This window comes from Streptomyces sp. NPDC006872, from assembly GCF_040635845.1.
Classification (GTDB): Bacteria; Actinomycetota; Actinomycetes; order Streptomycetales; family Streptomycetaceae; genus Streptomyces.
The window spans coordinates 399,953-423,291 of record NZ_JBEYIL010000005.1 but is presented as its reverse complement, the minus strand read 5'-3'; the positions used below and the strand labels follow the sequence as shown (position 1 = coordinate 423,291).

19 protein-coding genes are annotated in these 23,339 nt (G+C 72.5%); 12 read left to right on the top strand and 7 right to left on the bottom strand.

Annotated elements, in window-relative coordinates; translation table 11 throughout:
• Window positions 1–3: 3 nt before the first annotated feature.
• From ABZ725_RS17735 to ABZ725_RS17710, 6 genes are read left to right on the top strand one after another with little or no spacing between them, the layout of a single operon-like run.
• Window positions 4–1,860, top strand: coding sequence for a biotin carboxylase N-terminal domain-containing protein (locus tag ABZ725_RS17735; RefSeq protein ID WP_358803558.1), 1,857 nt, complete (start codon window positions 4–6; stop codon window positions 1,858–1,860).
• A 40-nt stretch (window positions 1,861–1,900) separates the two neighbouring features.
• Complete coding sequence (locus ABZ725_RS17730; RefSeq protein ID WP_358803557.1) at window positions 1,901–3,031, top strand: acyl-CoA dehydrogenase family protein; 1,131 nt, start codon at window positions 1,901–1,903, stop codon at window positions 3,029–3,031.
• Window positions 3,032–3,048: 17 nt separating this feature from the next.
• Entirely contained in the window at window positions 3,049–4,617 is a 1,569-nt protein-coding gene (locus tag ABZ725_RS17725; protein WP_358803556.1) for a 4-coumarate--CoA ligase family protein, read from the top strand.
• Window positions 4,614–5,375: an enoyl-CoA hydratase family protein gene (locus ABZ725_RS17720; RefSeq protein WP_358803555.1), complete on the top strand. Its 762-nt coding sequence runs from the start codon at window positions 4,614–4,616 to the stop codon at window positions 5,373–5,375. Before ABZ725_RS17725 ends, ABZ725_RS17720 begins: the two co-directional genes overlap by 4 nt.
• Window positions 5,363–5,983, top strand: coding sequence for a TetR/AcrR family transcriptional regulator (locus tag ABZ725_RS17715; protein WP_351904634.1), 621 nt, complete (start codon window positions 5,363–5,365; stop codon window positions 5,981–5,983). The genes ABZ725_RS17720 and ABZ725_RS17715 overlap by 13 nt, the downstream gene beginning before the upstream one ends.
• A 34-nt stretch (window positions 5,984–6,017) precedes the next feature.
• Complete coding sequence (locus ABZ725_RS17710) at window positions 6,018–6,569, top strand: hypothetical protein (protein WP_358803554.1); 552 nt, start codon at window positions 6,018–6,020, stop codon at window positions 6,567–6,569.
• 21 nt (window positions 6,570–6,590) lie between these two features.
• Here ABZ725_RS17710 and pdxH read toward each other — a convergent pair whose 3' ends face one another.
• Window positions 6,591–7,271, bottom strand: a complete 681-nt coding sequence (gene pdxH, locus ABZ725_RS17705) for a pyridoxamine 5'-phosphate oxidase (RefSeq protein WP_358803553.1) — start codon at window positions 7,269–7,271, stop codon at window positions 6,591–6,593.
• 245 nt (window positions 7,272–7,516) lie between these two features.
• Between pdxH and ABZ725_RS17700 the strand changes: the two genes are divergently transcribed.
• Entirely contained in the window at window positions 7,517–8,617 is a 1,101-nt protein-coding gene (locus ABZ725_RS17700) for a citrate synthase 2 (RefSeq protein ID WP_351904643.1), read from the top strand.
• Window positions 8,618–8,646: 29 nt separating this feature from the next.
• Here ABZ725_RS17700 and ABZ725_RS17695 read toward each other — a convergent pair whose 3' ends face one another.
• Window positions 8,647–9,696: a 2-oxoglutarate and iron-dependent oxygenase domain-containing protein gene (locus tag ABZ725_RS17695; RefSeq protein WP_358803552.1), complete on the bottom strand. Its 1,050-nt coding sequence runs from the start codon at window positions 9,694–9,696 to the stop codon at window positions 8,647–8,649.
• A 651-nt stretch (window positions 9,697–10,347) separates the two neighbouring features.
• Between ABZ725_RS17695 and ABZ725_RS17690 the strand changes: the two genes are divergently transcribed.
• The gene (locus ABZ725_RS17690) at window positions 10,348–11,796 is read left to right on the top strand and encodes a PAS domain-containing protein (RefSeq protein WP_358803551.1); all 1,449 of its coding nucleotides are present in this window, start codon (window positions 10,348–10,350) and stop codon (window positions 11,794–11,796) included.
• Window positions 11,797–11,854: 58 nt separating this feature from the next.
• Here the strand turns inward: ABZ725_RS17690 and ABZ725_RS17685 are convergent, their stop codons facing one another.
• The gene (locus ABZ725_RS17685; RefSeq protein WP_358803550.1) at window positions 11,855–12,610 is read right to left on the bottom strand and encodes an SIS domain-containing protein; all 756 of its coding nucleotides are present in this window, start codon (window positions 12,608–12,610) and stop codon (window positions 11,855–11,857) included.
• A 289-nt stretch (window positions 12,611–12,899) separates the two neighbouring features.
• On the opposite strand from ABZ725_RS17685, the gene ABZ725_RS17680 reads away from it, so the two are divergent.
• Together ABZ725_RS17680 and ABZ725_RS17675 are read left to right on the top strand one after the other, a co-directional pair.
• Complete coding sequence (locus ABZ725_RS17680) at window positions 12,900–13,592, top strand: metal-dependent transcriptional regulator (RefSeq protein WP_020130217.1); 693 nt, start codon at window positions 12,900–12,902, stop codon at window positions 13,590–13,592.
• 467 nt (window positions 13,593–14,059) lie between these two features.
• The gene (locus ABZ725_RS17675) at window positions 14,060–15,094 is read left to right on the top strand and encodes an alpha/beta hydrolase (protein ID WP_358803549.1); all 1,035 of its coding nucleotides are present in this window, start codon (window positions 14,060–14,062) and stop codon (window positions 15,092–15,094) included.
• A 9-nt stretch (window positions 15,095–15,103) separates the two neighbouring features.
• Here ABZ725_RS17675 and ABZ725_RS17670 read toward each other — a convergent pair whose 3' ends face one another.
• From ABZ725_RS17670 to ABZ725_RS17660, 3 genes are read right to left on the bottom strand one after another with little or no spacing between them, the layout of a single operon-like run.
• Complete coding sequence (locus ABZ725_RS17670; protein ID WP_358803758.1) at window positions 15,104–16,702, bottom strand: transporter; 1,599 nt, start codon at window positions 16,700–16,702, stop codon at window positions 15,104–15,106.
• Between the two features lie 26 nt (window positions 16,703–16,728).
• Window positions 16,729–17,505 (bottom strand): ABC transporter ATP-binding protein, encoded by a 777-nt coding sequence (locus ABZ725_RS17665; RefSeq protein WP_358803548.1) that lies wholly within the window; start codon window positions 17,503–17,505, stop codon window positions 16,729–16,731.
• Between the two features lie 47 nt (window positions 17,506–17,552).
• Complete coding sequence (locus ABZ725_RS17660; protein WP_358803547.1) at window positions 17,553–18,215, bottom strand: bifunctional DNA primase/polymerase; 663 nt, start codon at window positions 18,213–18,215, stop codon at window positions 17,553–17,555.
• A gap of 373 nt (window positions 18,216–18,588) precedes the next feature.
• On the opposite strand from ABZ725_RS17660, the gene ABZ725_RS17655 reads away from it, so the two are divergent.
• Window positions 18,589–19,974 carry a transcriptional regulator gene (locus tag ABZ725_RS17655; RefSeq protein ID WP_351904665.1) on the top strand — a complete coding sequence of 462 codons (1,386 nt, stop codon included), beginning with the start codon at window positions 18,589–18,591 and terminating at the stop codon, window positions 19,972–19,974.
• A 174-nt stretch (window positions 19,975–20,148) separates the two neighbouring features.
• Window positions 20,149–21,942, top strand: a complete 1,794-nt coding sequence (locus tag ABZ725_RS17650) for a hypothetical protein (protein WP_358803546.1) — start codon at window positions 20,149–20,151, stop codon at window positions 21,940–21,942.
• Between the two features lie 11 nt (window positions 21,943–21,953).
• On the opposite strand, the gene ABZ725_RS17645 is transcribed toward ABZ725_RS17650, so the two are convergent.
• Window positions 21,954–23,333, bottom strand: a complete 1,380-nt coding sequence (locus ABZ725_RS17645; RefSeq protein WP_358803545.1) for an ABC transporter substrate-binding protein — start codon at window positions 23,331–23,333, stop codon at window positions 21,954–21,956.
• Window positions 23,334–23,339 lie beyond the last annotated feature (6 nt).

Sequence of the window (23,339 nt, the reverse complement as noted above, 5' to 3'; positions counted from 1 at the left end):
CTCATGATTACTTCGGTTCTGGTGGCGAATCGCGGCGAGATCGCCTGCCGCATCTTCCGCACCTGCGGCGAGTCGGGAATCCGGACGGTCGCCGTGCACTCGGACGCGGACGAGAACGCGCTCCACGCGCGCGTGGCCGACCTGGCGGTACGACTCCCGGGGGCGGCCCCCGCCGACACCTACCTGCGCGGCGACCTGATCGTGAAGGCGGCCGTCGCGGCGGGCGCGGACGCCGTGCACCCCGGCTACGGCTTTCTCTCCGAGAACGCCGGGTTCGCGCGCGCCGTCCTGGACGCGGGACTGGTCTGGATCGGCCCGCCGCCGGCGGCGATCGAGGCGATGGCGTCCAAGACGCGCGCGAAGGAGCTGATGGGCCTCGCGCCCCTGGCTTCGGACGCGGTGACACAGGCCGACCTGCCGGTCCTGGTGAAGGCGGCGGCGGGCGGCGGCGGGCGCGGCATGCGCGTCGTGCGCAGCCTGGCGGATCTGGCCGCCGCCCTGGAGGCCGCCCGCGCGGAGGCGGCGAGCGCCTTCGGCGACGGCGAGGTGTTCGTCGAGCCGTACATCGAGGACGGCCGCCATGTCGAGGTCCAGATCCTCGCCGACGCCCACGGCACGGTGTGGGCGCTGGGCACCCGCGACTGCTCGCTGCAGCGTCGCCATCAGAAGGTGATCGAGGAGGCCCCGGCGCCCGGTCTGTCGCCGCAGCTGGACTCCGAGCTGCGCACGCTGGCCGTACGCGCCGCCCGCGCCGTGGACTACGTCGGCGCGGGCACGGTCGAGTTCCTGGTCGCCGACGGCCGGGCGCACTTCCTGGAGATGAACACCCGGCTGCAGGTCGAACACCCCGTCACGGAGGCGGTCTTCGGCCTGGACCTGGTGGCCGAGCAGATCCGCGTGGCGGAGGGCGGGGCGCTCGGCGTCGAACCTCCACGCGCGCGTGGGCACGCCGTCGAGGCCCGCCTCTACGCGGAGGACCCGGCGAAGGACTGGACCCCCCAGACCGGTGTTCTGCACCGACTGGCCGTCCCGACGAGCGTCCGCCTGGACACGGGCTTCGAGGACGGCGACCCGATCGGCGTCCACTACGACCCCATGCTCGCCAAGGTCGTCGCCCATGCCCCCACGCGCGCGGAGGCGATCCGCAGACTCGCGGGCGCGCTGGAACAGGCGACGATCCACGGCCCGACCACCAACCGGGACCTCCTCGTCCGCTCCCTGCGCCACGAGGAGTTCACGTCGGCCCGCATGGACACGGGCTTCTACGACCGCCATCTGCCCGGGCTGACCGCCCCGGCCGCCGATCCGCACGCCCCCCTGGCCGCGGCCCTCGCGGACGCGACACGCACCGGCTCGCGCTGGGGCGGCTGGCGCAACCTGCCCTCCCAGCCGCAGACGAGGCGGTACGCGGTGGGCGGCGAGGAGATCGAGGTCGGGTACGCGTACGGGCGGACCGGCCTGACGGCCGAGGGCGTCCAGGTCGTACACGCCGACCCGGCCCTGGTCGTGCTGGAGATCGACGGGGTACGCCGTCGCTTCGAGGTGGCCCGCTACGGCGACCGCGTCCAGGTGGGCGCCACGACCCTCACGGCGCGGCCCCGCTTCCCTGCCCCCGAGACCCAGCACGCCCCCGGCTCCCTGCTGGCCCCGATGCCGGGAACGGTCGTCAAGCTCGCGGACGGCCTCATCACCGGATCGAGTGTCCAGGCGGGAGAACCGCTGGTGTGGCTCGAAGCGATGAAGATGCAACACCGCATTTCCGCGCCGGCCACGGGGACGGTGACGGCATTGCCGGTGACGGAGGGACAGCAAGTGGAGATGGGTGAGGTCTTGGCGGTCGTGGAGGCCGACAGCCCGTGAGCGCGACCAGCGACAACGAACCGGCAGCCGAAGGAGCACCATGACCACCCTCATCGAATCCGACGAGCACAAGGCCCTGCGCGAAGCGGTCTCCTCCTTCGCCAAGAGCCACACGGACACCGAGGGCCTCTGGCAGGAAGCCGCCAAACTCGGCTACATCGGCGTCAACCTCCCGGAGGCCTACGGAGGAGGAGGCGGCGGCATCACCGAACTCTGCCTCGTCCTCGAAGAGCTCGGCGCCGCGGGCAACCCCCTCCTCATGATGATCGTCTCCCCGGCGATCTGCGGCACGGTGATCAGCCGCTTCGGCACCGAAGCCCAGAAGCAGGAGTGGCTCCCCGCGCTCGCCGACGGCAGCCGTCTCATGGCCTTCGGCATCACGGAGCCCGACGCAGGCTCCAACAGCCACCGCATCACCACCACCGCCCGCCGCGACAGCGCCAGTGGCGACTGGCTGCTGACCGGCCGCAAGGTCTTCGTCTCCGGCGTGGACATCGCGGACGCGACCCTCGTCGTCGGCCGTACGGAAGACGCCCGCACGGGCAGCCTCAGGCCCAGCCTCTTCATCGTCCCGCGCGATGCGCCCGGGTTCACCCGCCACCGGATCGACATGGAACTGCACGGCGCGGAGAAGCAGTTCGAGCTGGTCCTGGACGACGTACGGCTCCCGCCGCAGGCGCTCGTCGGGGACGAGGACGCGGGTCTGCTCCAACTGTTCGCCGGCCTGAACCCCGAGCGGATCATGACGGCCGCGTTCGCGATCGGCATGGGCCGTTACGCGCTGTCCCGCGCGGTCGAGTACGCCCGCGACCGCACCGTCTGGAAGACCCCGATCGGCGCCCACCAGGCCATCGCGCACCCCCTCGCACAGGCGCACATCGAGCTCGAACTGGCCCGCCTGATGATGCAGAAGGCGGCCCACCTGTACGACGCGGGGGACGACACGGGCGCGGGCGAGGCCGCCAACATGGCGAAGTACGCGGCGGGGGAGGCCTGTGTGAAGGCCGTCGACCAGTCCGTCCAGACCCTCGGCGGCAACGGCCTCACGACAGAGTTCGGGATCGCCAAGCTGATCACGGCGTCGCGCGTGGCTCGTATCGCCCCGGTGAGTCGGGAGATGATTCTGAACTACGTCTCCCACCAGACCCTGGGCCTGCCCAAGTCGTACTGATCCGCCTTGGAGGAACGATGTTCCGCAGCGAGTACGCAGACGTCCCGCCAGTCGAACTCCCCATCCACGAGGCCGTGCTGGGCCGCGCCGCGGAGTTCGGCGAGCTGCCCGCGCTCATCGACGGCACGGACGGCACCACCCTCACGTACGACCAGGTGGACCGGTTCCACCGGAGCGTGGCCGCCGCGCTCGCCGAGGCCGGGGTCCGCAAGGGCGACGTCCTGGCCCTGCACAGCCCCAACACCGTGGCGTTCCCGATCGCGTTCTACGCGGCCACGCGCGCGGGGGCCACCGTCACCACCGTGCACCCGCTGGCCACGCCCGAGGAGTTCGCCAAGCAGCTCGACGACTCGGCCGCCCGCTGGATCGTCACCGTCTCCCCGCTGCTCCAGACGGCCCGGCGGGCCGCCGAACTCGCGGGCGGCATCGAGGAGATCTTCGTCTGCGACAGCGCGCCCGGGCACCGCTCGCTGATCGACATGCTCGCCTCGGCGGCCCCCGAGCCCCAGGTGGACATCGACCCGGTGGCCGATGTGGCCGCCCTGCCGTACTCCTCCGGCACCACCGGCGTGCCCAAGGGCGTGATGCTCACCCACCGGCAGATCGCCACCAACCTCGACCAGCTCCGGTCGGTGATGCGGGCGGGCCCCGGCGACCGGATCCTCGCCGTGCTGCCCTTCTTCCACATCTACGGCCTGACCGCGCTGATGAACGCGCCGCTGCGGCAGGGCGCCACGGTCGTCGTACTGCCCCGCTTCGACCTGGAGACGTTCCTCGCGGCCATCCAGAACCACCGCATCACCGGCCTGTACGTGGCCCCGCCGATCGTCCTCGCCCTCGCCAAACACCCGGCGGTCGCCCTCTACGACCTGTCGTCCCTCCAGTACGTCATCAGCGCGGCCGCCCCGCTGGACGCCGAACTCGCCGCGGCCTGCGCGAAGCGCCTGAAGCTGCCGCCCGTCGGCCAGGCCTACGGCATGACGGAACTGTCCCCGGGCACGCACGTCGTCCCGCTCGACGCCATGCGCGAGGCCCCCGCCGGCACCGTCGGCAAGCTCATCGCGGGCACCGAGATGCGGATCGTGTCCCTCGACGACCCCGACAAGGACCTCGAGGTCGGCGAGGCCGGCGAGATCCTCATCCGGGGGCCGCAGATCATGAAGGGCTACCTGGGGCGCCCCGACGCCACCGCCGACATGATCGACGGAGCCGGCTGGCTGCACACCGGCGACGTCGGGCGGGTCGACGAGGGCGGCTGGCTGTTCGTCGTCGACCGCGTCAAGGAACTCATCAAGTACAAGGGCTTCCAGGTGGCCCCGGCCGAACTGGAAGCCCTGCTGCTCACCCACCCCGGGATAGCGGACGCGGCCGTCATCGGTGTCTACAACGACGACGGCAACGAAGTCCCGCACGCGTACGTGGTCCGCCAGCCCGCCGCACCCCATCTCTCCGAAGGAGAGATCGCGATGTACGTCGCCGAACGCGTCGCGCCCTACAAGCGCGTCCGCGAGGTCACCTTCATCGACGCCGTACCGCGCGCGGCCAGCGGGAAGATCCTGCGCCGCAGCCTGAGGGAGCGCACATGACGCACACGACGGGCACGGCGCACACGACCGTGATCGGACGGACCCGGGAACGCGGGGTCGAGACGCTCAGCCTCGACTCGCCCGACACCCGCAACGCCCTGTCGGCGGCCCTCGTCGGCGACCTGGCCGACGCGCTCACCGAGTGCGGCGAGGATCCCGAGGTCCGGGCCGTCGTCCTCACCCACACCGGCACCACCTTCTGCGCGGGCGCCGACCTGCGCGACCCACCCGACCCGGAGGCGTTCGTCGGCCTGCTGCGGCAGCTCGTGGAACTGCCCAAGCCGGTCGTCGCCCGGGTCGCCGGACACGTGCGGGCCGGCGGCCTGGGCCTGCTGGCCGCCTGCGACATCGCCGCCGCCTCCACCACGTCCACCTTCGCGTTCACCGAGGTCCGCATCGGCGTGGCGCCGGCGGTGATCTCCCTGCCGCTGCTGCCGCGCACCGACCCCCGCGCCCTCTCCCGGTACTACCTCACCGGCGAGCGCTTCGACGCCCCCGAGGCCGCCCGCACCGGCCTGCTCACCGCGGCGGGGGACGACGTCGACGCCGTCCTCGAACCCGTCCTCGACGGGCTGCGCAGATCCGCGCCCCAGGGGCTGGCCGAGACGAAACGGCTGCTCACGGCTAGGGTGCTGGAGACCTTCGACCGGGACGCGGCCGACCTCACCGCGCTCTCGGCCCGGCTGTTCGCCTCCCCGCAGGCCCGCGAGGGGATGACGGCCTTCCTCGAACGACGGGATCCCGCATGGGTGCTGTGAGCGCAGTCGACCGCGACCGCGCCCCCAAGCAGGACCGCAGCCGGGCCACCCGGCAGCGGCTCCTGGCGGCCGCCGTGGCCTGCCTCGCCGAACACGGCTGGGCGGGCTCCACGGTCTCCGTCGTCGCCGAACGCGCGGGCGTCTCCCGCGGCGCCGCCCAGCACCACTTCCCCACCCGCGAGGACCTGTTCACCGCGGCCGTCGAGTACGTCGCCGAGGAACGCTCGACAGCCCTGCGCGACCTCTTCCCGCAGGGGGCGACGGGCGACCGGCGCGCGGTCGTCACCGCCCTCGTAGACCTCTACACCGGCCCGCTGTTCCGCGCCGCCCTCCACCTCTGGGTCGCCGCCTCCAACGAGGAGCAACTGCGCCCGCGCGTGACGGAGCTGGAGGCCCGCGTCGGCCGCGAGACCCACCGGATAGCCGTCGAGCTCCTCGACGCCGACGAATCCGTGCCCGGCGTCCGCGAAACGGTCCAGGGCCTGCTGGACATGGCCCGCGGCCTGGGCCTCGCCAACCTCCTCACCGACGACGGCGGGCGGCGGGACCGGGTGGTGGCCCAGTGGGCGGGACTGCTGGCGGAGAAGCTCGACGAGCAGCCGGGCTGAGGGCGTTGTCAGTGCCGGGACCTACGGTTGCGGCATGGGAGACACATTCCAGACGATCGTCGACCGCGACGCGACCCCCGAGGACGCGCCGCGTCTCGCGCGGCCCGTGGTGGACTGGCTCGTCGCCGAGGGCATCGTCCTCGCCGGGGCGGAACCGGGCTGGGCCCTGAGCGACCATCCGGCCCACCCGCCCGGCCCGCACTGGCACAAGGCGGTGGAGGACGCCCGCTGGGGCGCCCCGGAGGGCGTCGCCGTGTACACCGAGCGCCACATCTTCTGGAGCAACTACAACGCCGGCGACTCGCCCACGGGCAGCTGCCCGCGCTGCGGGACCGCCGTCGACGAGCCGTCGCTCTTCTCCGACGCGACCACCCGGTGGCACGAGACCGGCAAGGCCGACGTCGCGTGCCCCGCCTGCGCCGAGACCGTCCCGCTGGAGGCCTGGAACTGGTCCGACGACCACCTGGCCTTCGCCCACCTCGGCTTCGAGTTCTGGAACTGGCCCTGGCTCAGCAAGGAGTTCCGCGCCCGGGTGGCGGGGTTCCTGCCGGGCCATCGCACGGCGTTCCTCCCGGGCAAGATCTGAACCGCTCGGTTGCTCGGCCCGTCACGGACTGAGCCGCTCCACTCGCCAGCTGCCGTCCGGCTCCGCCGCGTACCGCAGCCGGTCGTGCAGCCGGTTCAGACGGCCCTGCCAGAACTCCACCGACTGCGGGGCCACCCGGAAACCGCCCCAGTGCGGCGGCACCGGCACCTGCTCGCCCTCCGGGTAGCGGGCCGCCAGCTCGGCGTAGGAGGCGTCGAGATCGGCGCGGGTGGCGATCACCGAGGACTGGGCGCTGGCCCACGCGCCGAGCTGCGAGCCGTGCGGCCGGGTCCGGAAGTACGCGGCGGTCTCGTCGCGTCCGGTGCGCCGGGCCACGCCCCGCACGATGACCTGCCGGGCCATCGGATGCCACGGGAAGAGCAGCGAGACGTACGGGTTCGCGGCGAGGTCGCGGGCCTTGCGGGAGTCGTAGTTGGTGTAGAAGACGAACCCCCGCTCGTCGAACTGCTTCAGCAGCACCGTGCGGGAGCTGGGCCGGCCCTCGGCGTCCGCGGTGGAGACGACCATGGCGTTCGGCTCGAAGAGATGGGCCTCGACGGCCGCGTCCTTGAACCAGCGGGCGAACTGCTCCACGGGCGTGGCGGCGAGCTCGGCCTCGGCGAGACCCTCGGCCCGGTACTGCTTGCGCATGGCGGCGGGGTCGGGGACGGGGCCGGGGGAGACGGCGTCTGCGTCGGTCACGCAGTCATCTTGCCGTATGGCCCGCCGACGCAGATCACCCCACGAAAGGTGGCACTGAGTGCCGCGACCACTCCCCAAAGGTGGCACTCGGAGATATGGTGCAAGTGCCATCCCGGTTCATCCCGGCTGGGTGACCGTCGGCCGCACGGGGCATCACTGGGATGACCGCCCAGGACCGCGAGCCTTCCCCCGAGGCCGTGGAACCGCCGGTGTCATCTGTCGCACACATCACGAGGAGCCGCCTGATGTCCGACTTCGTACCCGGACTCGAAGGAGTCGTCGCGTTCGAGACGGAGATCGCCGAACCGGACAAGGAAGGCGGCGCCCTGCGATACCGGGGCGTCGACATCGAGGACCTGGTCGGCCACGTCTCCTTCGGCAACGTCTGGGGGCTGCTCGTCGACGGCGCCTTCAACCCCGGCCTGCCGCCCGCCGAACCGTTCCCGATCCCCGTCCACTCCGGCGACATCCGCGTCGACGTGCAGTCCGCGCTCGCCATGCTCGCCCCCGTCTGGGGCCTCAAGCCGCTCCTCGACATCGATGCCGAGCAGGCCCGCGAGGACCTCGCCCGCGCCGCCGTCATGGCCCTCTCCTACGTCGCCCAGTCCGCGCGCGGCCAGGGCACGCCGATGGTCCCGCAGCGGGAGATCGACAAGGCCAGGTCCGTCGTCGAACGGTTCATGATCCGCTGGCGCGGCGAGCCCGACCCCAAGCACGTGGCCGCCGTCGACGCCTACTGGACGAGTGCGGCCGAACACGGCATGAACGCGTCCACCTTCACCGCCCGCGTCATCGCCTCCACCGGCGCCGACGTCGCCGCCGCCCTCTCCGGCGCCGTGGGAGCCATGTCCGGCCCGCTGCACGGCGGCGCGCCCTCCCGCGTCCTCGGCATGATCGAGGAGATCGAACGGACCGGGGACGCGGACGCCTACGTCCGGCAGGCCCTCGACAAGGGCGAGCGCCTCATGGGCTTCGGCCACCGCGTCTACCGCGCCGAGGACCCACGCGCGCGCGTGCTGCGCCGTACGGCCCGCGAGCTGGGCGCACCGCGCTTCGAGGTGGCCGAGGCCCTGGAGAAGGCGGCCCTCGCCGAGCTCCACGCCCGCCGCCCGGACCGGGTCCTGGCGACGAACGTCGAGTTCTGGGCGGCCATCGTCCTGGACTTCGCCGAGGTCCCGGCGCACATGTTCACCTCGATGTTCACCTGCGCCCGCACGGCGGGCTGGTCGGCGCACATCCTGGAGCAGAAGCGCACCGGCCGCCTGGTCCGCCCGTCCGCCCGCTACATCGGCCCGGGCACCCGCGACCCGCGCGAGATCGAGGGCTACGCGGACATCAGGGACTGAGCGCGGCGCCCCCCGGCATCAGGACGGCTTCACGCGGGACTGAGCAGCTCCGCGTGATGCCGCTCGGCCACCAGCGGGTGGGCGCGCAGCTTGCCCTTCAGCTCGTTGAAGCCGTACTCGGCGAAGAGGGGGTTGGCCGGGTCGTCGGTCACGCCGGGTGCGGCGGAGGCGTGCGGGAAGGGCAGCGGCTCGACACGGGCGTCCAGCCGGGGGTTGTAGAAGAACGGCACGGAGAACCGCTCGACGGCGCTCGGCGGGGACACGACCCGGTGGTTGGTGGCGACGAGATACCCGTTGGTCGCCACCTCCAGCAGCTCGCCCAGGTTGACCACGAAAGCCCCGTCCAACGGCGGAACGTCATGGAACAGCCCGTCCTCGCGCTGCACCTGCAGCCCGCCGACCCGGTCCTGGAGCAGCAGCGTCAGGAACCCGTAGTCCTTGTGCGCCCCCACCCCCTGACCGGCTCCGTCGCCCGCGCTCCCCGGATACCGCACGAGCTTCAGATGCGGATGCGCGCGCTCGCCGAAGACCGCGTCGTAGAAGTCGACGGGCGCCCCGATCGCGGTGAGCAGCTCGTGCAGCAGCCGCTCCGCGACGGCGCTCAGCCGCTCGATCCACGCGAGGGCGGCGCTCCGCAGCTCAGGGAGCCCCGCGGGCCACTGGTTGGGCCCCTCCAGCCACCAGTACGCGGGCTCGCCCGGCCCCGGTATCCGCGCGGCCCGCTCCGCCCCGATGTCCAGCTGGTCCCGCCAGTCCTGCCGCCCACCGGTCCGCTCGTCGCCGGTCCGCGTGTACCCGCGGAAGTGCGGCGAGTTCACGTTGTCGATCGCGAGCCGCTCGGCCTCCGGCAGAGCGAAGAAGGCCCGCATGGCGGCCAGCAGATCACCGGTCTCCCGCTCGCCGACCCCATGCCCGACCAGCTGGAAGAACCCCACGTCATGCGCGGCACTGTGCAACTGCGCGTGCAGCAGCGCCCGCGCCTGGGGCCCGCGGTCGGCGGCGGAGAGATCGATGATCGGCAGCTGCTGGTACGACGGGTTCGCTGACGGGTTCGCCGACAGGTTCGTCAAGTTCGTCATGGTGTGTCCGCAGGGTGTACGGGGCCCGGCCGCCACTGTGGGTGGGACGGCGCACGGGTGCCAAGTGGGCAGAGGAGGGGACCGCAGGCGGTGGTGACCGCGAAGGAGGGCTGGACGGGGCTCAGACAGCGCTGGAGCGTCGACAGCCCATGCTCGTGACGCGGACGTAGTCCACGTGGCGGCGTCGAACGAGCGAAAGCATGGACCCAGCGTACTGCTTGCGAAAAGCAGACGACCCGCGAGTCGGGTCCTCCCGGAGGAGGGGGCCGGCCGGACGTACCGGCGACTCGCGGGTCGGGTGACTGCGTTGGTTTGGCCGGCTGCGTGCGTCTCGCACACGCTGGTCCGGCACCGCACTAGATGTGGTGACGGGCCACTAGCCCGCAGCCACCTCTTCCGTCCGGTATGAATCCATCTGCCGAACCACCTCCTCTCCGAAGTGCTAGCCACACTAAGAAGTGGTCGCCGTCGGCTCAAGTGTTTTTCTGAGAACTTGACGGAGGCGGCGGAATGGGCGGACCTGCGGCTCCTGCCCCGCTGTGACCAGCGCGCTGGTACAACGATTCCTCTGCAATCTTGCGGGAACCATATGTGGGCTGCGTCACGTTCGAGTTGAATGAGGGCAAGTGAGCGAACCTGCAGGGGGTTCAGGTGAGTGCTTCCCGGCGTAGTGGGACCACCGACGAGCTGGGGCCGGACGAGCCCGAGCAGCCCGAGCGGTCGGGCGACGACGGCCCGCAGACCGTGGGCCCGGTCGGCCCGGACGGCGCCGACCTGCTCGCCGCGCTGCTCGACGGCATGGACGCGGCCCTGTGCGCCTTCGACGGCGACGGAGTCGTCACCCACTGGAACCGCGAGGCCGAGCGCATCCTCGGCTGGAGCGCCGCCGAGGCCGTCGGCCGGCACGGCTTCGCCGGGTGGGCGGTGCGCGAGGCCGACGCGGAGGACATCGAGGGGCGGCTGATGGCCGCCATGCACGCGCAGGGCCGCCAGGTGCACGAGTTCGCGCTGGTGACGAAGGACGGCGGCCGGGTCCTCGTCCGCACCCAGTCCGCCGCCGTGCGCGGTCCGGACGGCAAGCCCGCCGGGCTGTACTGCGCCTTCAGCGAGGTGCACGCCCAGATCGACCTGGAGCGTTCCATCGCGCTCAGCGAGGCCCTCTTCGACGACGCCTCCTGGGGCGTCGTGCTGGTCGACGCCGACCTGCGCCCCGCCGTCGTCAACGCGCACGCCGCCCGCGCGCTCGGCACCGGCCGCACGGCCGTCCTGGGCCGTCCGCTGGGCGAACTGCTCACCCGGGGCGCCGAGGAGCTGGAGAACGCGCTGACGCACGTCCTGGCCGAGGGCGCCCCGCCCGCCCCCGCCGAGCTGTGGGTCGGGGTGCGCACCCCGGAGGGCGAGAAGCGGCGCTGCTGGCGCAGCGGCTTCCTGCGGCTCGCCTCGCCGCTCGCCGAGGAGCCGGTGCCGCTCGGGGTCGGCTGGCTCTTCCAGGACGTCACCGAGGCCAAGCAGGGCGAGCAGGAGGCCTCGCTGCTGCGCTTCCGCGCCAACCAGCTGCACCGGGCCGCCCGCGCGGCCGCCGAGTGCGAGGACCCCGCCGAGGCGGCCACCGTCCACCTCGACTTCGCGCTCGCCGGGTTCGCCGACCACGCCCTGGTCGACCGGGTGCTGGGCCGGGCGGCGGCCGACGCGGAGGCGGCCGGGCCGCTGCGGCTGATGCGGGTCGCGGCGACCCCGTCGGGCGGGCCGGGCCCCAGCACGCTCACCGGACACGCGGGGCTGCCCGTCCGCTACGGCGAGACGCACCCGGCGCTGCAGTGCGTGGCGCGCAACGGCTCCGTGCGGGCCGGCGTCGGCTCCGTGACGGCCGACGAGGCGCGGGAGTGGGCCCGGGCGCGCCAGTGGCCCGACGACACGGTGCACGCCCTGTGCGCGGTGCTGCGCAGCCGCGGCCGCACCCTGGGCGTCGTGACGTTCCTCCGCGGCGGCGGCCGTACGTCCTTCGAGCGCTCGGACGCGTCCTACGCGGAGGACGTCGCCGTCCGTATAGCGACCGCCCTGGACCTGGCGGACCTGACCGAGGCGGCCGCCGAAGACTGACACACGCGCGTGGCGCGTTTCAGCGGCCGGTCCCAGCGGCCAGCCTCAGTGGCCGGTCTCAGTGGCGGTAGAAGATCCGGTCCCCGTACTCGTCCATGATCCGTCCGTTCCAGTCGTGGCCGCCGTCCACGTTGCCGGAACGCAGCAGCGGGGGCTCGATGTCGCGCTCGGCGAGGACGCCGGCCGCGGTGGCCATGACGGCCTGGAGCAGGGCCGAGGTGACGACCGTGGATGCGGGGGCGAACGGCGCGGGGATGGTGTCCAGGGTCAGCTCGGCGTCGCCGACCGCGATCTTCGAGTCCAGGACGACGTCGCAGTGGTCCTTCAGGAACGTCCCCGAGACATGCCGGGACGTCGTCTCCGAGGCGTAGGCCACCGACGTCACGCCGATGACCCGCACGCCCAGGGCGCGGGCGTTCAGGGCCATCTCCACGGGCAGGGCGTTGCGGCCGGACAGCGAGATGATCACGAGGGCGTCGCCCGCGCGGAGGGGCGAGGTGTCCAGGACGGCGCTCGCGAGGCCGTCGACGCGCTCCAGGGCCGAGCCGAGGGTGGCGGGCCGGACGTCGACGCCGACGACGCCCGGCACCGCGAGCAGGTTCATCAGGGCGAGGCCGCCCGCGCGGTAGACGACGTCCTGGGCGGCGAGCGAGGAGTGGCCGGCGCCGAAGGCGAAGAGGCGGCCGCCCGCCGCCACGGTGTCGGCGAGGAGCGTGCCGGCGGCCTCGACGGCCTCGGCCTCCTCGTCGCGGGCCCGCTGCAGCAGGGCGATCGCGGCGTCGAAGAACTGGGCGGCGAGCTTGCGGTCGCTCATCCGAGGGGCCCCTTTGCCGTATCCGGTGTCCGTGTCGCGGATCACCGTGCGGTCTGGACCAGTGCGCTGTCAATACGGCCGGTGACACCGGTGACGCCGGTGCCGGTGGGGGAGCGGAGGCGTCCTGGGGGCCCGTTCGGGGCGCGCGCCCCCGATCGCCCCCTGATGTAACCGCCTCGTTTCAACGGCGCGGCACGCTTGTCAGTGGTATCCGGCAGAATTGAGTCCAGGGCCAGCGCACGCGCCGGAGAGCGGTCCAGCCTTCGGCAGAGCTAATCGAGGGGCACGAATGTCCGGACTGATCGACACCACGGAGATGTATCTCCGCACCATCCTCGAGCTGGAGGAGGAAGGTGTTGTCCCCATGCGTGCCCGGATCGCCGAGCGCCTCGACCAGAGCGGGCCGACGGTCAGCCAGACGGTGGCGCGCATGGAACGCGACGGCCTGGTCTCGGTGGCCAGCGACCGCCACCTCGAGCTCACCGACGAGGGCCGTCGGCTCGCCACGCGCGTGATGCGCAAGCACCGCCTCGCCGAGTGTCTCCTGGTCGACGTGATCGGCCTGGAGTGGGAGCAGGTGCACGCGGAGGCCTGTCGCTGGGAGCACGTGATGAGCGAGGCCGTGGAGCGGCGCGTGCTGGAGTTGCTGCGGCACCCGACCGAGTCGCCGTACGGCAACCCGATCCCGGGCCTGGAGGAGCTGGGCGAGAAGGACGGCGCCGACCCGTTCCTGGACGAGGGGATGGTCTCGTTGGCCGACCTCGACCCGGGGCTGGAGGGCAAGACGGTCGTCGTGCGCCGTATCGGCGAGCCGATCCAGACGGACGCGCAGCTGATGTACACGCTGCGCCGCGCGGGCGTGCAGCCCGGTTCGGTGGTGAGCGTGACGGAGTCGGCGGGCGGTGTGCTGGTCGGCAGCGGCGGCGAGGCCGCCGAGCTGGAGTCGGACGTCGCGTCCCACGTGTTCGTCGCCAAGCGCTGAGCATTCTCTGAGCATTGTTCAACTCCCGGGGCGCACGGGGCAGTTGTGGCGTCCTGTCGATGTCGTCGAATCGAAGGTTCCCTGTGTCGAATCGCAGCGCTCCGCCGCTTCACGTGCCAGGCTGTCGCGTGAGGCATATGACCTGAGGGGGCGGGACGATGTGCCGCAGAGCAGTGGAAGGCCCCGGTGCCGTACGGCACCGGGGCCTGTCCTCCCCTGTTGTGACCTGGAGCCCCGAGCTCTCAAGGTCACTTCCCTCGGACCGGTTTCCCCGAGCGGTCCGCCCCCCGCTGAAGGTCTCCCCTCGGCAGCGCCGATCATTCCTTGAGCGGGGTCACTCGAACGAGGGGTGTTGTGCGCGGAGAGTGCATTTCTCGAAAGGGCATTCGATAGCCTGCGGGTGATCGAAGGCGGTACGAAGGCATCGGCAGCGCAGCGGTACGACGGCTAGGGGGGTGCCAGGACCTATGGCGCGACGCATCGACGTGACCGGGGCGGGCGGCGTACGCCTGGCGGCCTGGGAGTTCGGCGACCCGCCCAAGGGCGACCCGGCGAAGGCCGTGCCGGAACCCATGATTCCGGCGCAGTCGCCGGGGGAGAAAGGGCTCCCGTCGGCCGACGGCGGCGAGGGAAGCAGGCCCAGCGTCCTGTTACTGCACGGCCTCATGGGCCGGGCCTCGCACTGGGCGTCCACCGCCCGCTGGCTCTCCGAGCGACATCGCGCGGTCGCCCTCGACCAGCGCGGCCACGGCCAGAGCGAGAAGCCGCCGCAGGCGGCCTTCACCCGCGAGGCCTACGTCGAGGACGCGGAAGCGGCCCTCGAACAGCTCGGCCTCGCCCCGGTCGTCCTCATCGGCCACGCCATGGGAGCGCTCACCGCGTGGCAGCTCGCCGCCAGGCGCCCCGACCTGGTGCGCGGCCTGGTCGTCTGCGACATGCGGGCCTCCGCGCTCGGCGCGGCCTCGCAGCGCGAGTGGGGCGACTGGTTCAAGTCCTGGCCCGCCCCCTTCGCCACCCTCGCCGAGGTCCGCAAGTGGTTCGGCGAGGACGACCCCTGGGTGGAGCGCCCGAACCCCTCCCGAGGCGAGTTCTACGCCGAGGTGATGCAGGAGTCGCCGGACGGCTGGCGTCCCGTCTTCGAGCCCGAGCAGATGCTCAAGTCCCGCGAGACCTGGGTCTACGACGCGCACTGGGAGGAGCTCACCCAGGTCCGGTGCCCCGCCCTGGTCGTCCGCGGCCTCGACGGTGAGCTCGGTCGCGCCGAGGCACAGGAAATGGTCCGCGTCCTGCCCCGCGGCGAGTACGCCGAGGTCGCCGACGCCGGCCACCTCGTCCACTACGACCAGCCGGAGGGATGGCGCACGGCGATCGAACCCTTCCTGGAGGCCGTCCTCACGCCCGGGACTCCCAGCACCCCGGATGCCCAGAGCACCCCGGACACCCACGGCGCCTCCGATTCCCGCAGCGCCTCAGATTCCCACAGTGCTCCCGGGGCCTCCTGAGGGTCGCCGTCACCCCTTGCTCACCGCCGCCAGGATCTCCGGCAGTCGCGTCGCCGTTCGCGGGGCGGCCAGCCGGAGCCCCAGCAGCGTGATCGCCGTCCCGTACACCGCGCCCCCCGGCAGCAGCAGCCAGGTCCACGCTTCCCCGCCCGAGCTGACGTTCAGCCAGATCGTCACCGCGATGACGGGGGCGCACAGCAGGGCCGCCGAGACCATCCCGCCGAAGACCGCTATCCAGGCGAGACCGGCCTGACCGGGGGCCACGTTCTTGTAGCCCTCCTGCGGGATCGAGTAGGGGAAGCGGGCCGAGGTCCACGCGCCCGTCGCCAGCATCGCGCCGAGCAGCGCGAAGGACAGCCCCAGCGCCTCGGGCAGCTTCGCCCAGTCGCCGAGCAGCGCCGTCGTCAGCGCGGTCACCAGCGTCGCGTACGGCAGGGTGATCAGCAGCAGGGCCAGCGCCCGCGCCCGCAGCTCGTCGTAGGCGTCCCGGGTCGACGACACCGTCATCGCGACCATCCAGAACGCGGAGGTGTCCTGCCCGAACTGGTTGTACATCTGGATGCCGAGCATTCCGGCGGCGAAGCAGGCGAAGTAGATCGAGCCGGTGCCCTGCAGCGCGTTGAAGACGGGCACGATCAGTCCGATGGCCAGCGAGGTCACCCAGGCCGCCTTCGTCTTCGGGTCGCGCCAGACATAGCGCAGGCTGCGTTCCATCACGGTGCCGGTGCGCCCGCCCGGCAGCAGCCGCGTCAGGCCCGCCGAGCGCCGCCGGTCCCGCGCGGCCGGCTCGGCGGCCTGGAGCGTGGAACCGTCCGGCGAGGTCATCAGCCGCGTCATGGTCCGCGCCCACACCCCCACCACCAGCGCCAACGCCACTGCGCTGACGGCGAGTTGGGCGACGGCGACCCCGTACGCCCCCTCGCTCACCGAGTCCACCGCGCCGACCGCCGACGCGGGCGGCACCCAGCGCAGCACGCCCGCCACCGGATCGAGCTCGCCCAGCCCGGACGTCCCGAGCCGCTGCACCCCGAAGTTGACGACCTGCGCCCCGACCGCGATGACGAGCCCGCTCAGCACCGCCAGATCGCGTCCCTTGCGGCTGCTCAGCAGCCGGATGTTGGCGGCGGCGACGGCCCGCGCGAACGCCACGCACATCAGCAGCCCGAGAGCGACGGCGAGCACCCCCACCGCCCAGGCGGCCGCCCCGTGCGCCACGGAGATCACCGACCCCACCAGCATCAGCAGGGTGAACAGCGGCCCGATGCCCACCAGCGAGGCCGCCAGCAGCGCCCGCACCAGCGGCTGGGGCCGCAGCGGCAGCATCACCAGCCGGGTCGGGTCGAGGGTCTCGTCACCGCTGGGGAAGAACAGCGGCATCACCGCCCACCCCAGCCCCAGCACCGCCACCAGGAGCACCACGACCGACATCGCGTGGTCGTTCCCCCGCAACGTGATCAGACCGAGCAGTTGCAACGCGGCGAACAGCAGGGTGACGACGGCGGAGGCGACATACGCGGCCCGTCGGCCCGCGGACTGCCGCAGCCCGTTCCGCAGCAGCGACAGCTTCAGCCGGACGACGGTGGAGACGAGGCCCGGCGGGGTGGCCACGAGGCCCGGCGGGGAGGTCGGCCCGCTCACCGGCTCGCCCCGCCGCCCAGCCAGTCGAGGTCGGAGCCGGTGTTCCGGCCCTGTGCCCCGACGAGTTCGAGAAACGACTGCTGCAGCGAGGGAGCCGACCCCCGCACCTCCGCCAGCGTCCCGTGCGCCCGGATCCGCCCCGCCGCCATCACCGCCACCCAGTCGCACAGCGACTCGACGAGCTCCATCACATGGGAGGAGAAGACGACCGTCGCCCCGGACGCCGTGTACCGCTCCAGCACGCCCCGGATGATCTGCGCGGAGACGGGGTCGACGCCCTCGAACGGCTCGTCGAGGAAGAGGACTTCGGGATTGTGCAGCAGCGCGGTCGCGAGCCCGATCTTCTTGCGCATACCGGTCGAGTAGTCGACGACGAGCTTGTGCTGGGCGCCGGCCAGGTCGAGGACGTCGAGCAACTGCGTGGCCCGCTTGTCGACCTCGGCACCGGGCAGCCCCCGCAACCGCCCGCTGTAGCCGAGCAGTTCACGCCCCGACAGCCGCTCGAACAGCCGTAGTCCCTCCGGCAGCACCCCGATCCGGGCCTTCACCTCGACGGGGTCCCGCCACACGTCGTGCCCGACGACCTCGACGGTCCCGGAATCGGGCCGCAGCAGCCCGGTCACCATCGACAGGGTCGTGGTCTTCCCCGCCCCGTTCGGCCCGACGAGCCCGATGAATTTCCCCGCGGGCAACTCCAGATCGATCCCGGCGACAGCGACTTGCTGCCCGAATCGCTTCCAGAGCCCGTGCACACGTACGGCGGCAGACGTCATGTCTGCACCCTACGGTCAGGTGACCCACCCTGAAGGGGCGCGCGAAACTACCGGTCCCGCCCACACGCATAGGCGAGCGGTGAGATCAACTCCTCCGCATCCGGCAGCCAACGGTTGGCCGCGGTAGGCCGGCAGGCCCACTGCACGGCGCCCCGGGACCCGAACCGAGTGGGCGGCGCGGCGACGTACATCCCCTCGCCGAGCGTCACCAGATCCAGCGCCCCCAGCGACCAGCCCAGCTTGCGCACCAGGTCCGGCACCTTCGCCGACGCCCCCGGCAGCACGAAGAACTGCATCCGGCGGTCCGGCGTCAAGGTGACAGGACCGAGCGTCAACTCCATCCGCTCCATCCGCGCCAGCGCGAGGAACCCGGCCGTCTCCGGCACGGAGATCGCGTCGAACGTACGTCCGGTCGGCAGCAGGATCGAGGCGGTCGGCTGCTTCTGCCACATCCGGCGCGCCACCGTCGCGCTGCCGGTGGCCTGCGTCGCCCAGTCGGGGCGTGCAGGGTGCGCGCCCGGCGCGGTGCACGCGGCGTCGTCACAGGAGCAGCGCTGCACTCCTTCGACGGCTTCCAGCCAGGTGCCGGGGAAGACGTCCCAATGACGTTCCTCGGCGTAGCGAACAGCGGTCTCGAGCAGCGATTCCCCGCGCTGCTTCGGGATTTGAGTGGCGTCGGCGCCCGCGATGGTCTCTTCCACGATGAACACAACTCTAGCCGTCACCAGGGGTTACGCCCGCCACTTTGCGCGGGGGAGGAGCATCGATTCCGCGTCCGGGGCGCATGGGTGCACGTGCGGGGGCGCGCGGGAGGAACGGGCGCGGGAGCGGGTAACCAGGTAGAGGGGCGGCTTCCGCCGGTAACCCGGCAATTCTCCGTATTGCTCGGCAATCACAGCAATCACCGGCAATGAGCAGCAATCATCAGTAATCCTCTCATGTCTCGCATTTTCGGTATGTCCGTGGGGCATTGATCTTCTCGGCCGGAACTTTTCGGTGGAAGACACGGTGGAAGACACGTCAACTCGGTGTGTGGGCAGGCACCCGCCGCCCCGGTCACCGCAGCCACAGGGGGTAGTGCCCATGGCCGCAAGGCCGCTAGTCGCGCGGCAGCCGAACGAACGGCTGCAGGCGCTCATCCAGGAGGCGGGGTGCTCGAACGCCGGGCTCGCCCGCCGGGTCAACATGTGCGGCGCCGAGCACGGCCTCGACCTGCGCTACGACAAGACGTCCGTGGCGCGTTGGCTGCGTGGACAGCAGCCGCGCGGGCGCGCTCCGGCGATCATCGCGGAGGCCCTGGGCCGCAAGCTCGGCCGTACGGTCACGATCGACGAGATCGGCATGGCCAACGGCAAGAACCTCGCCTCGGGCGTGGGTCTCCAGTTCTCGCCGACGGTACTGGGGGCCATCGAGCAGGTCTGCGAGCTGTGGCGCAGCGACGTGGGCCGGCGGGACTTCCTCTCCGGTTCGTCCGTGGCCGCCTCGGCGCTGGTCGAACCGAGCCGCGACTGGCTGATCTCCTCACCCGACGCGCAGGTGGCGCGCTCGGCGGGACCCCGGGTCGGGCTGTCCGACGTGGCGGCCGTCAAGGCGATGACACAGGCGCTGGTGGACCTGGACCACCAGTACGGCAGCGGGCATGTGCGTCCGGTCGTCGTGCACTACCTCAACAGCGTCGTCTCCGGCCTGCTGGCCGGCTCCTACCGGGAGGCGGTGGGCCGTGAACTCTTCGCCTCCGTCGCCCGGTTGACGGAACTCGCCGGCTACATGGCCGTCGACACCGGCCAACCGGGCCTGGCCCAGCGCTACTACATCCAGGCCCTGCGGCTCGCCCAGGCGGCCGGCGACCGTGGGTACGGCGGGTACGTCCTCGCCGCCTCCATGAGCCACCTTGCCGCGCAGCTCGGAAACCCGCGCGAGATCGCCCAGTTGGCGCGGGCGGCGCAGGAGGGGGCGCGTGGCCGGGTGACCCCGCGCGCGGAGGCGATGTTCCTCGCGGCGGAGGCCCGGGGGCACGCGCTGATGGGCGACGCACGCGGGGCGCAGGCGGCGTCGGGCCGTGCGGTGTCGGCGCTGGAGGCGGCCGATCCGTCCTCGGGGGACGACCCCGCGTGGATCGCGCACTTCGACGAGGCCTATCTCGCCGACGAGTTGGCGCACTGCCACCGCGACCTGGGCCAGGCGGAGGCGGCGGCGCGCTGCGCCGAGCAGTCCCTCGCCGGGCACCCGGAGAGCCGTGCGCGCCGACGCGCGATCGGCTACGTCCTGCTGGCCACCGCGCAGGTGCAGCAGCGCGAGATCGAGCAGGCCTGCAACACCGGTCTGCGGGCGGTCGAGCTCCTGGAGACGCTCCGTTCCAACCGGGGGGCCGAGTATCTCGAGGATCTTCAACAGCGGCTCGAACCGTTCCGGGACGAGTCGGTGGTACGGGAGTTCGGGGCGCGGCTGGAGTTGCAGACCGCGGCGTGAACGGACGGGGCGCCGCTGCGGCGGATACAGCGCACGGCGCTCCGGATCTGTTACCGACGTCACTGCCGGACTCACTGGGAGGCAGATCACGTTCTGAGCTGCGTGACACGGGGTTCCGGGGACCCGGTAGCGTGAGCCGACGATTCCGAAAGTCCCCCATTCGTAGGAGTCCCGGTGACGCAGAGTGGACAGGGCGAGGAGCCCTCGGCGCAGCCCGCGCGCGAAGGCATCGTGCTGCCCTCCGACGGTGGGGAGCCCCTGCTGCCGGGACACTATTCCGGCCAGTACGGCGCTCAGCAGCCCAGTAGGCCGGAGTACGGGCAGTCGGAGCATGAGCAGCAGGAGTACGAGCCGCAGCAGTACGAGCAGTCGGCGTATGGGCAGCAGCAGCAGCCGCCCGGCCGGCAGCCGTACGGGCAACCGGAGTACGGGCAGCAGGACTACGGGCAACCGGACTACAGACAGCCGGACTACGGGCAGCAGGCCCCGGCCGCGGGACAGACCTGGGGGCAGCCCTGGGGTCCCGACCAGCAGGCCCCCGCCCCGCAGCAGCCGGCCCAGGGCTGGCCGCTCCCGGCGGACCAGACGGGCCAGGCGCACCAGCAGCACACGCAGTCCCAGCAGCACGCGCAGCACCAAGAGCACCGGCAGCAGCCCCAGCAGCAGTGGAACGGCGGCGCCCAGGTCGGTGCCGGTCCGCTGCCGCCGGAGGGCGCACCCGCCCCGGCGAATCCGACGTACGGCCAGGGCACGCCGGGCGTCCCCCTGCCGCCGGTCGACGAGGGCGCGACGCAGTACATACCGCCGGTCCCGGCAGCTCCGGCGTCCCCGGCCGACGAGGGCGCCACCCAGTACCTGCCGCCCGTCCCCGCCGCCGCGCCTGTCGACGAGGGGGCGACGCAGTTCCTCCCGCCGGTCGTGCCGGGCGCTCTGCCGCCCGAGGCGCCGGCCGAGTCCACCCACTTCCTGGGCCGCACGCCGCAGCACGCCCCGGGCCCGATGCCCGCTCCCGGCGCGCAGCCGGTCGGCGGGCACCCCGACGCCGAGGCCACGCAGTACATCCCGCCCGTCCCCGCCCAGGACGGTGGGGACCGGCAGCCGCCCGCCGAGTTCGAGAACCTGTTCCGCAGCGGGCCGGGCAGCGAGAGCCCCGCCGGATCCACCCAGCAGCTCCCGCGCTTCTCCGAGCCGGACGGTCGGCCGGGCTACGGCGCCGGATCCGCCGCGCGTTCCCCGCAGGCCGCCTACACCCCGCCCTACGCCCCGCCCGGCGGTCCTGCGGCGGGCGGGCGGCGCGGGGCGCGCGACGACGAGGGAGGCGGCCGAGGGGGCCGTACCGGCTCACGGGTGCCGTTGTTCGCGGCGGTCGGGGTGGCCCTCGCGGTCGTCGGCGTCGGCGCGGGCGCGATGCTCGCGGGCGGGGGCGGCGATCAGGGCGAGGACGACAACAAGACCGTCGCCGCCTCGGCGCCCGCGTCGGAGGGGTCGGGGTCGGCGTCCTCCGGGGCGGCCGAGCAGCAGGCCGTCGCACTGGACAAGCTGCTGGCCGACAGCGGCAACAGCCGGGCCAGTGTGATCAGCGCGGTGGCCGATGTGAAGGCGTGCGGCAATCTCGCCCAGGCCGCCACGGACCTGCGGGACGCGGCGAAGCAGCGCACCGGTCTGGTCACCAGTCTGGCCGCGCTGAAGGTCGACGAGCTCCCGGACCACGCGGCGCTGACCACCGCGCTCACCAAGGCGTGGCAGGCGTCGGCGTCCGCGGACAACCACTACGCGGCCTGGGCCGACCAGGTCGCCGCCACCAAGAAGAAGAGCTGCAAGAAGGGCACGGCCCGCTCGACCGCCGAGACGCAGGCCGGCAACCGGGACAGCGGCACCGCGAGCACCCAGAAGTCACAGGCCGCGAAGTTGTGGAACGCGATCGCGAAGACGTACGGCCTGACCGAGCGGCAGCCTGTGCAGCTGTAGCCGGCCGGGCGTCAGTCGACGTCCGCCTTCTCCAGGGTCTGCGTCATGTCGGCGAAGCCCTTCTTGGCGGGGGCGAGCACGCCGTTCTGCACGCTCTGGAGCGTGACGTCGGCGTTGACCAGGCGCGGGAAGCCGATGGAGGCGAGGCGGTCGGTGAACTGCCAGCGGAGCGTCGGCGTGAGCCCGCCCGTGGTGACCTTCAGGCCGTCGTCCAGGGCGCCCCGCACGGCGGCGGAGGTCACCTCGTCGCCGTCCAGCGACTCCACGACCTGCCGGAACACGGTGTAGGCGATCCAGGTGGTCTGCACGCCGGTGTCGGTGGGGTCGATCCGGGTGTCGGAGAACGCCTCTTCGCTGATCACCTTCTTCATCGGCGCCCAGGCGGCGTCGCTCGACACCGGATACCAGCCGGTGACGTACGCCCCCTCGAACGGCCCGGAGGCGGCGCCGGAGGCGTTGATCACCGTCTGGTCGACGCTGCCGAGGACGGTGGCGGTGCGCACGTCGGGGTAGTCCGCGCGGGTGCGGCGGAAGGAGTCCATGAAGGTGCTGGTGCGGTCGCCGAGGGCGGTCACCACGCATCCCTTCTTGCCGTCGGAGTCCGCGTCCGCGTCCGAGCCCGCGTCGGTGTTCGCGTCCTCGTCCTTCGAGCGGCCCGCGGTCGCCGCCTGCAGCGCGGACTTGGCCTGTGCCGAGTACTCGGTCGCGTCCTCCGGGGCCCGCAGGTCCTTGGACACGGCGTGTCCGCCCGCGGTGAGCCCGGCGTCGAGCATCGGGGGCAGCGCGTCGCCCGCGATCGTGTCGGGGCGGACGAGGGAGACGCGGCCGCAGGTCGCGGCCAGCTCCTTGCCGAGGCCGGCCAGGAGCGAGGGCTGGCCGCCGTTGACCGGGTAGGACAGCGGGCTGGTGAACTCGGCGTTCGTGACGCCGTAGCCGCCTATGTAGGGGATGCCGGCGCCTTCCAGGTGCGGGAAGAAGGCGTCGGAGTGCTGGCTGTAGGAGCCGACGACGGCGACCGCGCCCTCCCTGACGGCCCGCCGTGCGCACTTGGCGGCGGATACGGTGTCGTTGTGGTCGTTGCAGGTCAGGACCTTGAGCTTGCGGCCGCCCAGACCGCCCTCGGCGTTGATCCAGCGGGCGTAGGCGAGGGCGAAGGCGGGCATGCCGGGCTTGTTGGTCGCGGACGTGCCCTCGGGCGCCCAGGTCATCACGACGATCGGGTCGTCCCCGGAACCCCCCGTGGTACCGGGGACGACGCCGCATCCGACGGCGAGCGACGCGCAGGCGGTCAGCGCACCCGCCGCGAGGGCGGTTGCTCTGCCGGACCTGGTGAAGCGGAAGGACCTGGGGAGGAAGGTGCTTCGCGTGGAGGTGCGTCGCTTGCCGGTCATGTGCAC

Excerpts from the sequence above, each read along its gene's own strand:
- ABZ725_RS17675 (WP_358803549.1), top strand. The coding sequence starts at position 14,060 with ATGGCGCGACGCATCGACGTGACCGGGGCGGGCGGCGTACGCCTGGCG.
- ABZ725_RS17720 (WP_358803555.1), top strand. The coding sequence starts at position 4,614 with ATGACGCACACGACGGGCACGGCGCACACGACCGTGATCGGACGGACC.
- ABZ725_RS17655 (WP_351904665.1), top strand. The coding sequence starts at position 18,589 with ATGGCCGCAAGGCCGCTAGTCGCGCGGCAGCCGAACGAACGGCTGCAG.
- ABZ725_RS17665 (WP_358803548.1), bottom strand. The coding sequence starts at position 17,505 with ATGACGTCTGCCGCCGTACGTGTGCACGGGCTCTGGAAGCGATTCGGG.
- ABZ725_RS17725 (WP_358803556.1), top strand. The coding sequence starts at position 3,049 with ATGTTCCGCAGCGAGTACGCAGACGTCCCGCCAGTCGAACTCCCCATC.
- ABZ725_RS17730 (WP_358803557.1), top strand. The coding sequence starts at position 1,901 with ATGACCACCCTCATCGAATCCGACGAGCACAAGGCCCTGCGCGAAGCG.
- ABZ725_RS17710 (WP_358803554.1), top strand. The coding sequence starts at position 6,018 with ATGGGAGACACATTCCAGACGATCGTCGACCGCGACGCGACCCCCGAG.
- ABZ725_RS17645 (WP_358803545.1), bottom strand. The coding sequence starts at position 23,333 with ATGACCGGCAAGCGACGCACCTCCACGCGAAGCACCTTCCTCCCCAGG.
- ABZ725_RS17700 (WP_351904643.1), top strand. The coding sequence starts at position 7,517 with ATGTCCGACTTCGTACCCGGACTCGAAGGAGTCGTCGCGTTCGAGACG.
- ABZ725_RS17685 (WP_358803550.1), bottom strand. The coding sequence starts at position 12,610 with ATGAGCGACCGCAAGCTCGCCGCCCAGTTCTTCGACGCCGCGATCGCC.
- ABZ725_RS17695 (WP_358803552.1), bottom strand. The coding sequence starts at position 9,696 with ATGACGAACTTGACGAACCTGTCGGCGAACCCGTCAGCGAACCCGTCG.
- ABZ725_RS17680 (WP_020130217.1), top strand. The coding sequence starts at position 12,900 with ATGTCCGGACTGATCGACACCACGGAGATGTATCTCCGCACCATCCTC.
- ABZ725_RS17715 (WP_351904634.1), top strand. The coding sequence starts at position 5,363 with ATGGGTGCTGTGAGCGCAGTCGACCGCGACCGCGCCCCCAAGCAGGAC.
- ABZ725_RS17735 (WP_358803558.1), top strand. The coding sequence starts at position 4 with ATGATTACTTCGGTTCTGGTGGCGAATCGCGGCGAGATCGCCTGCCGC.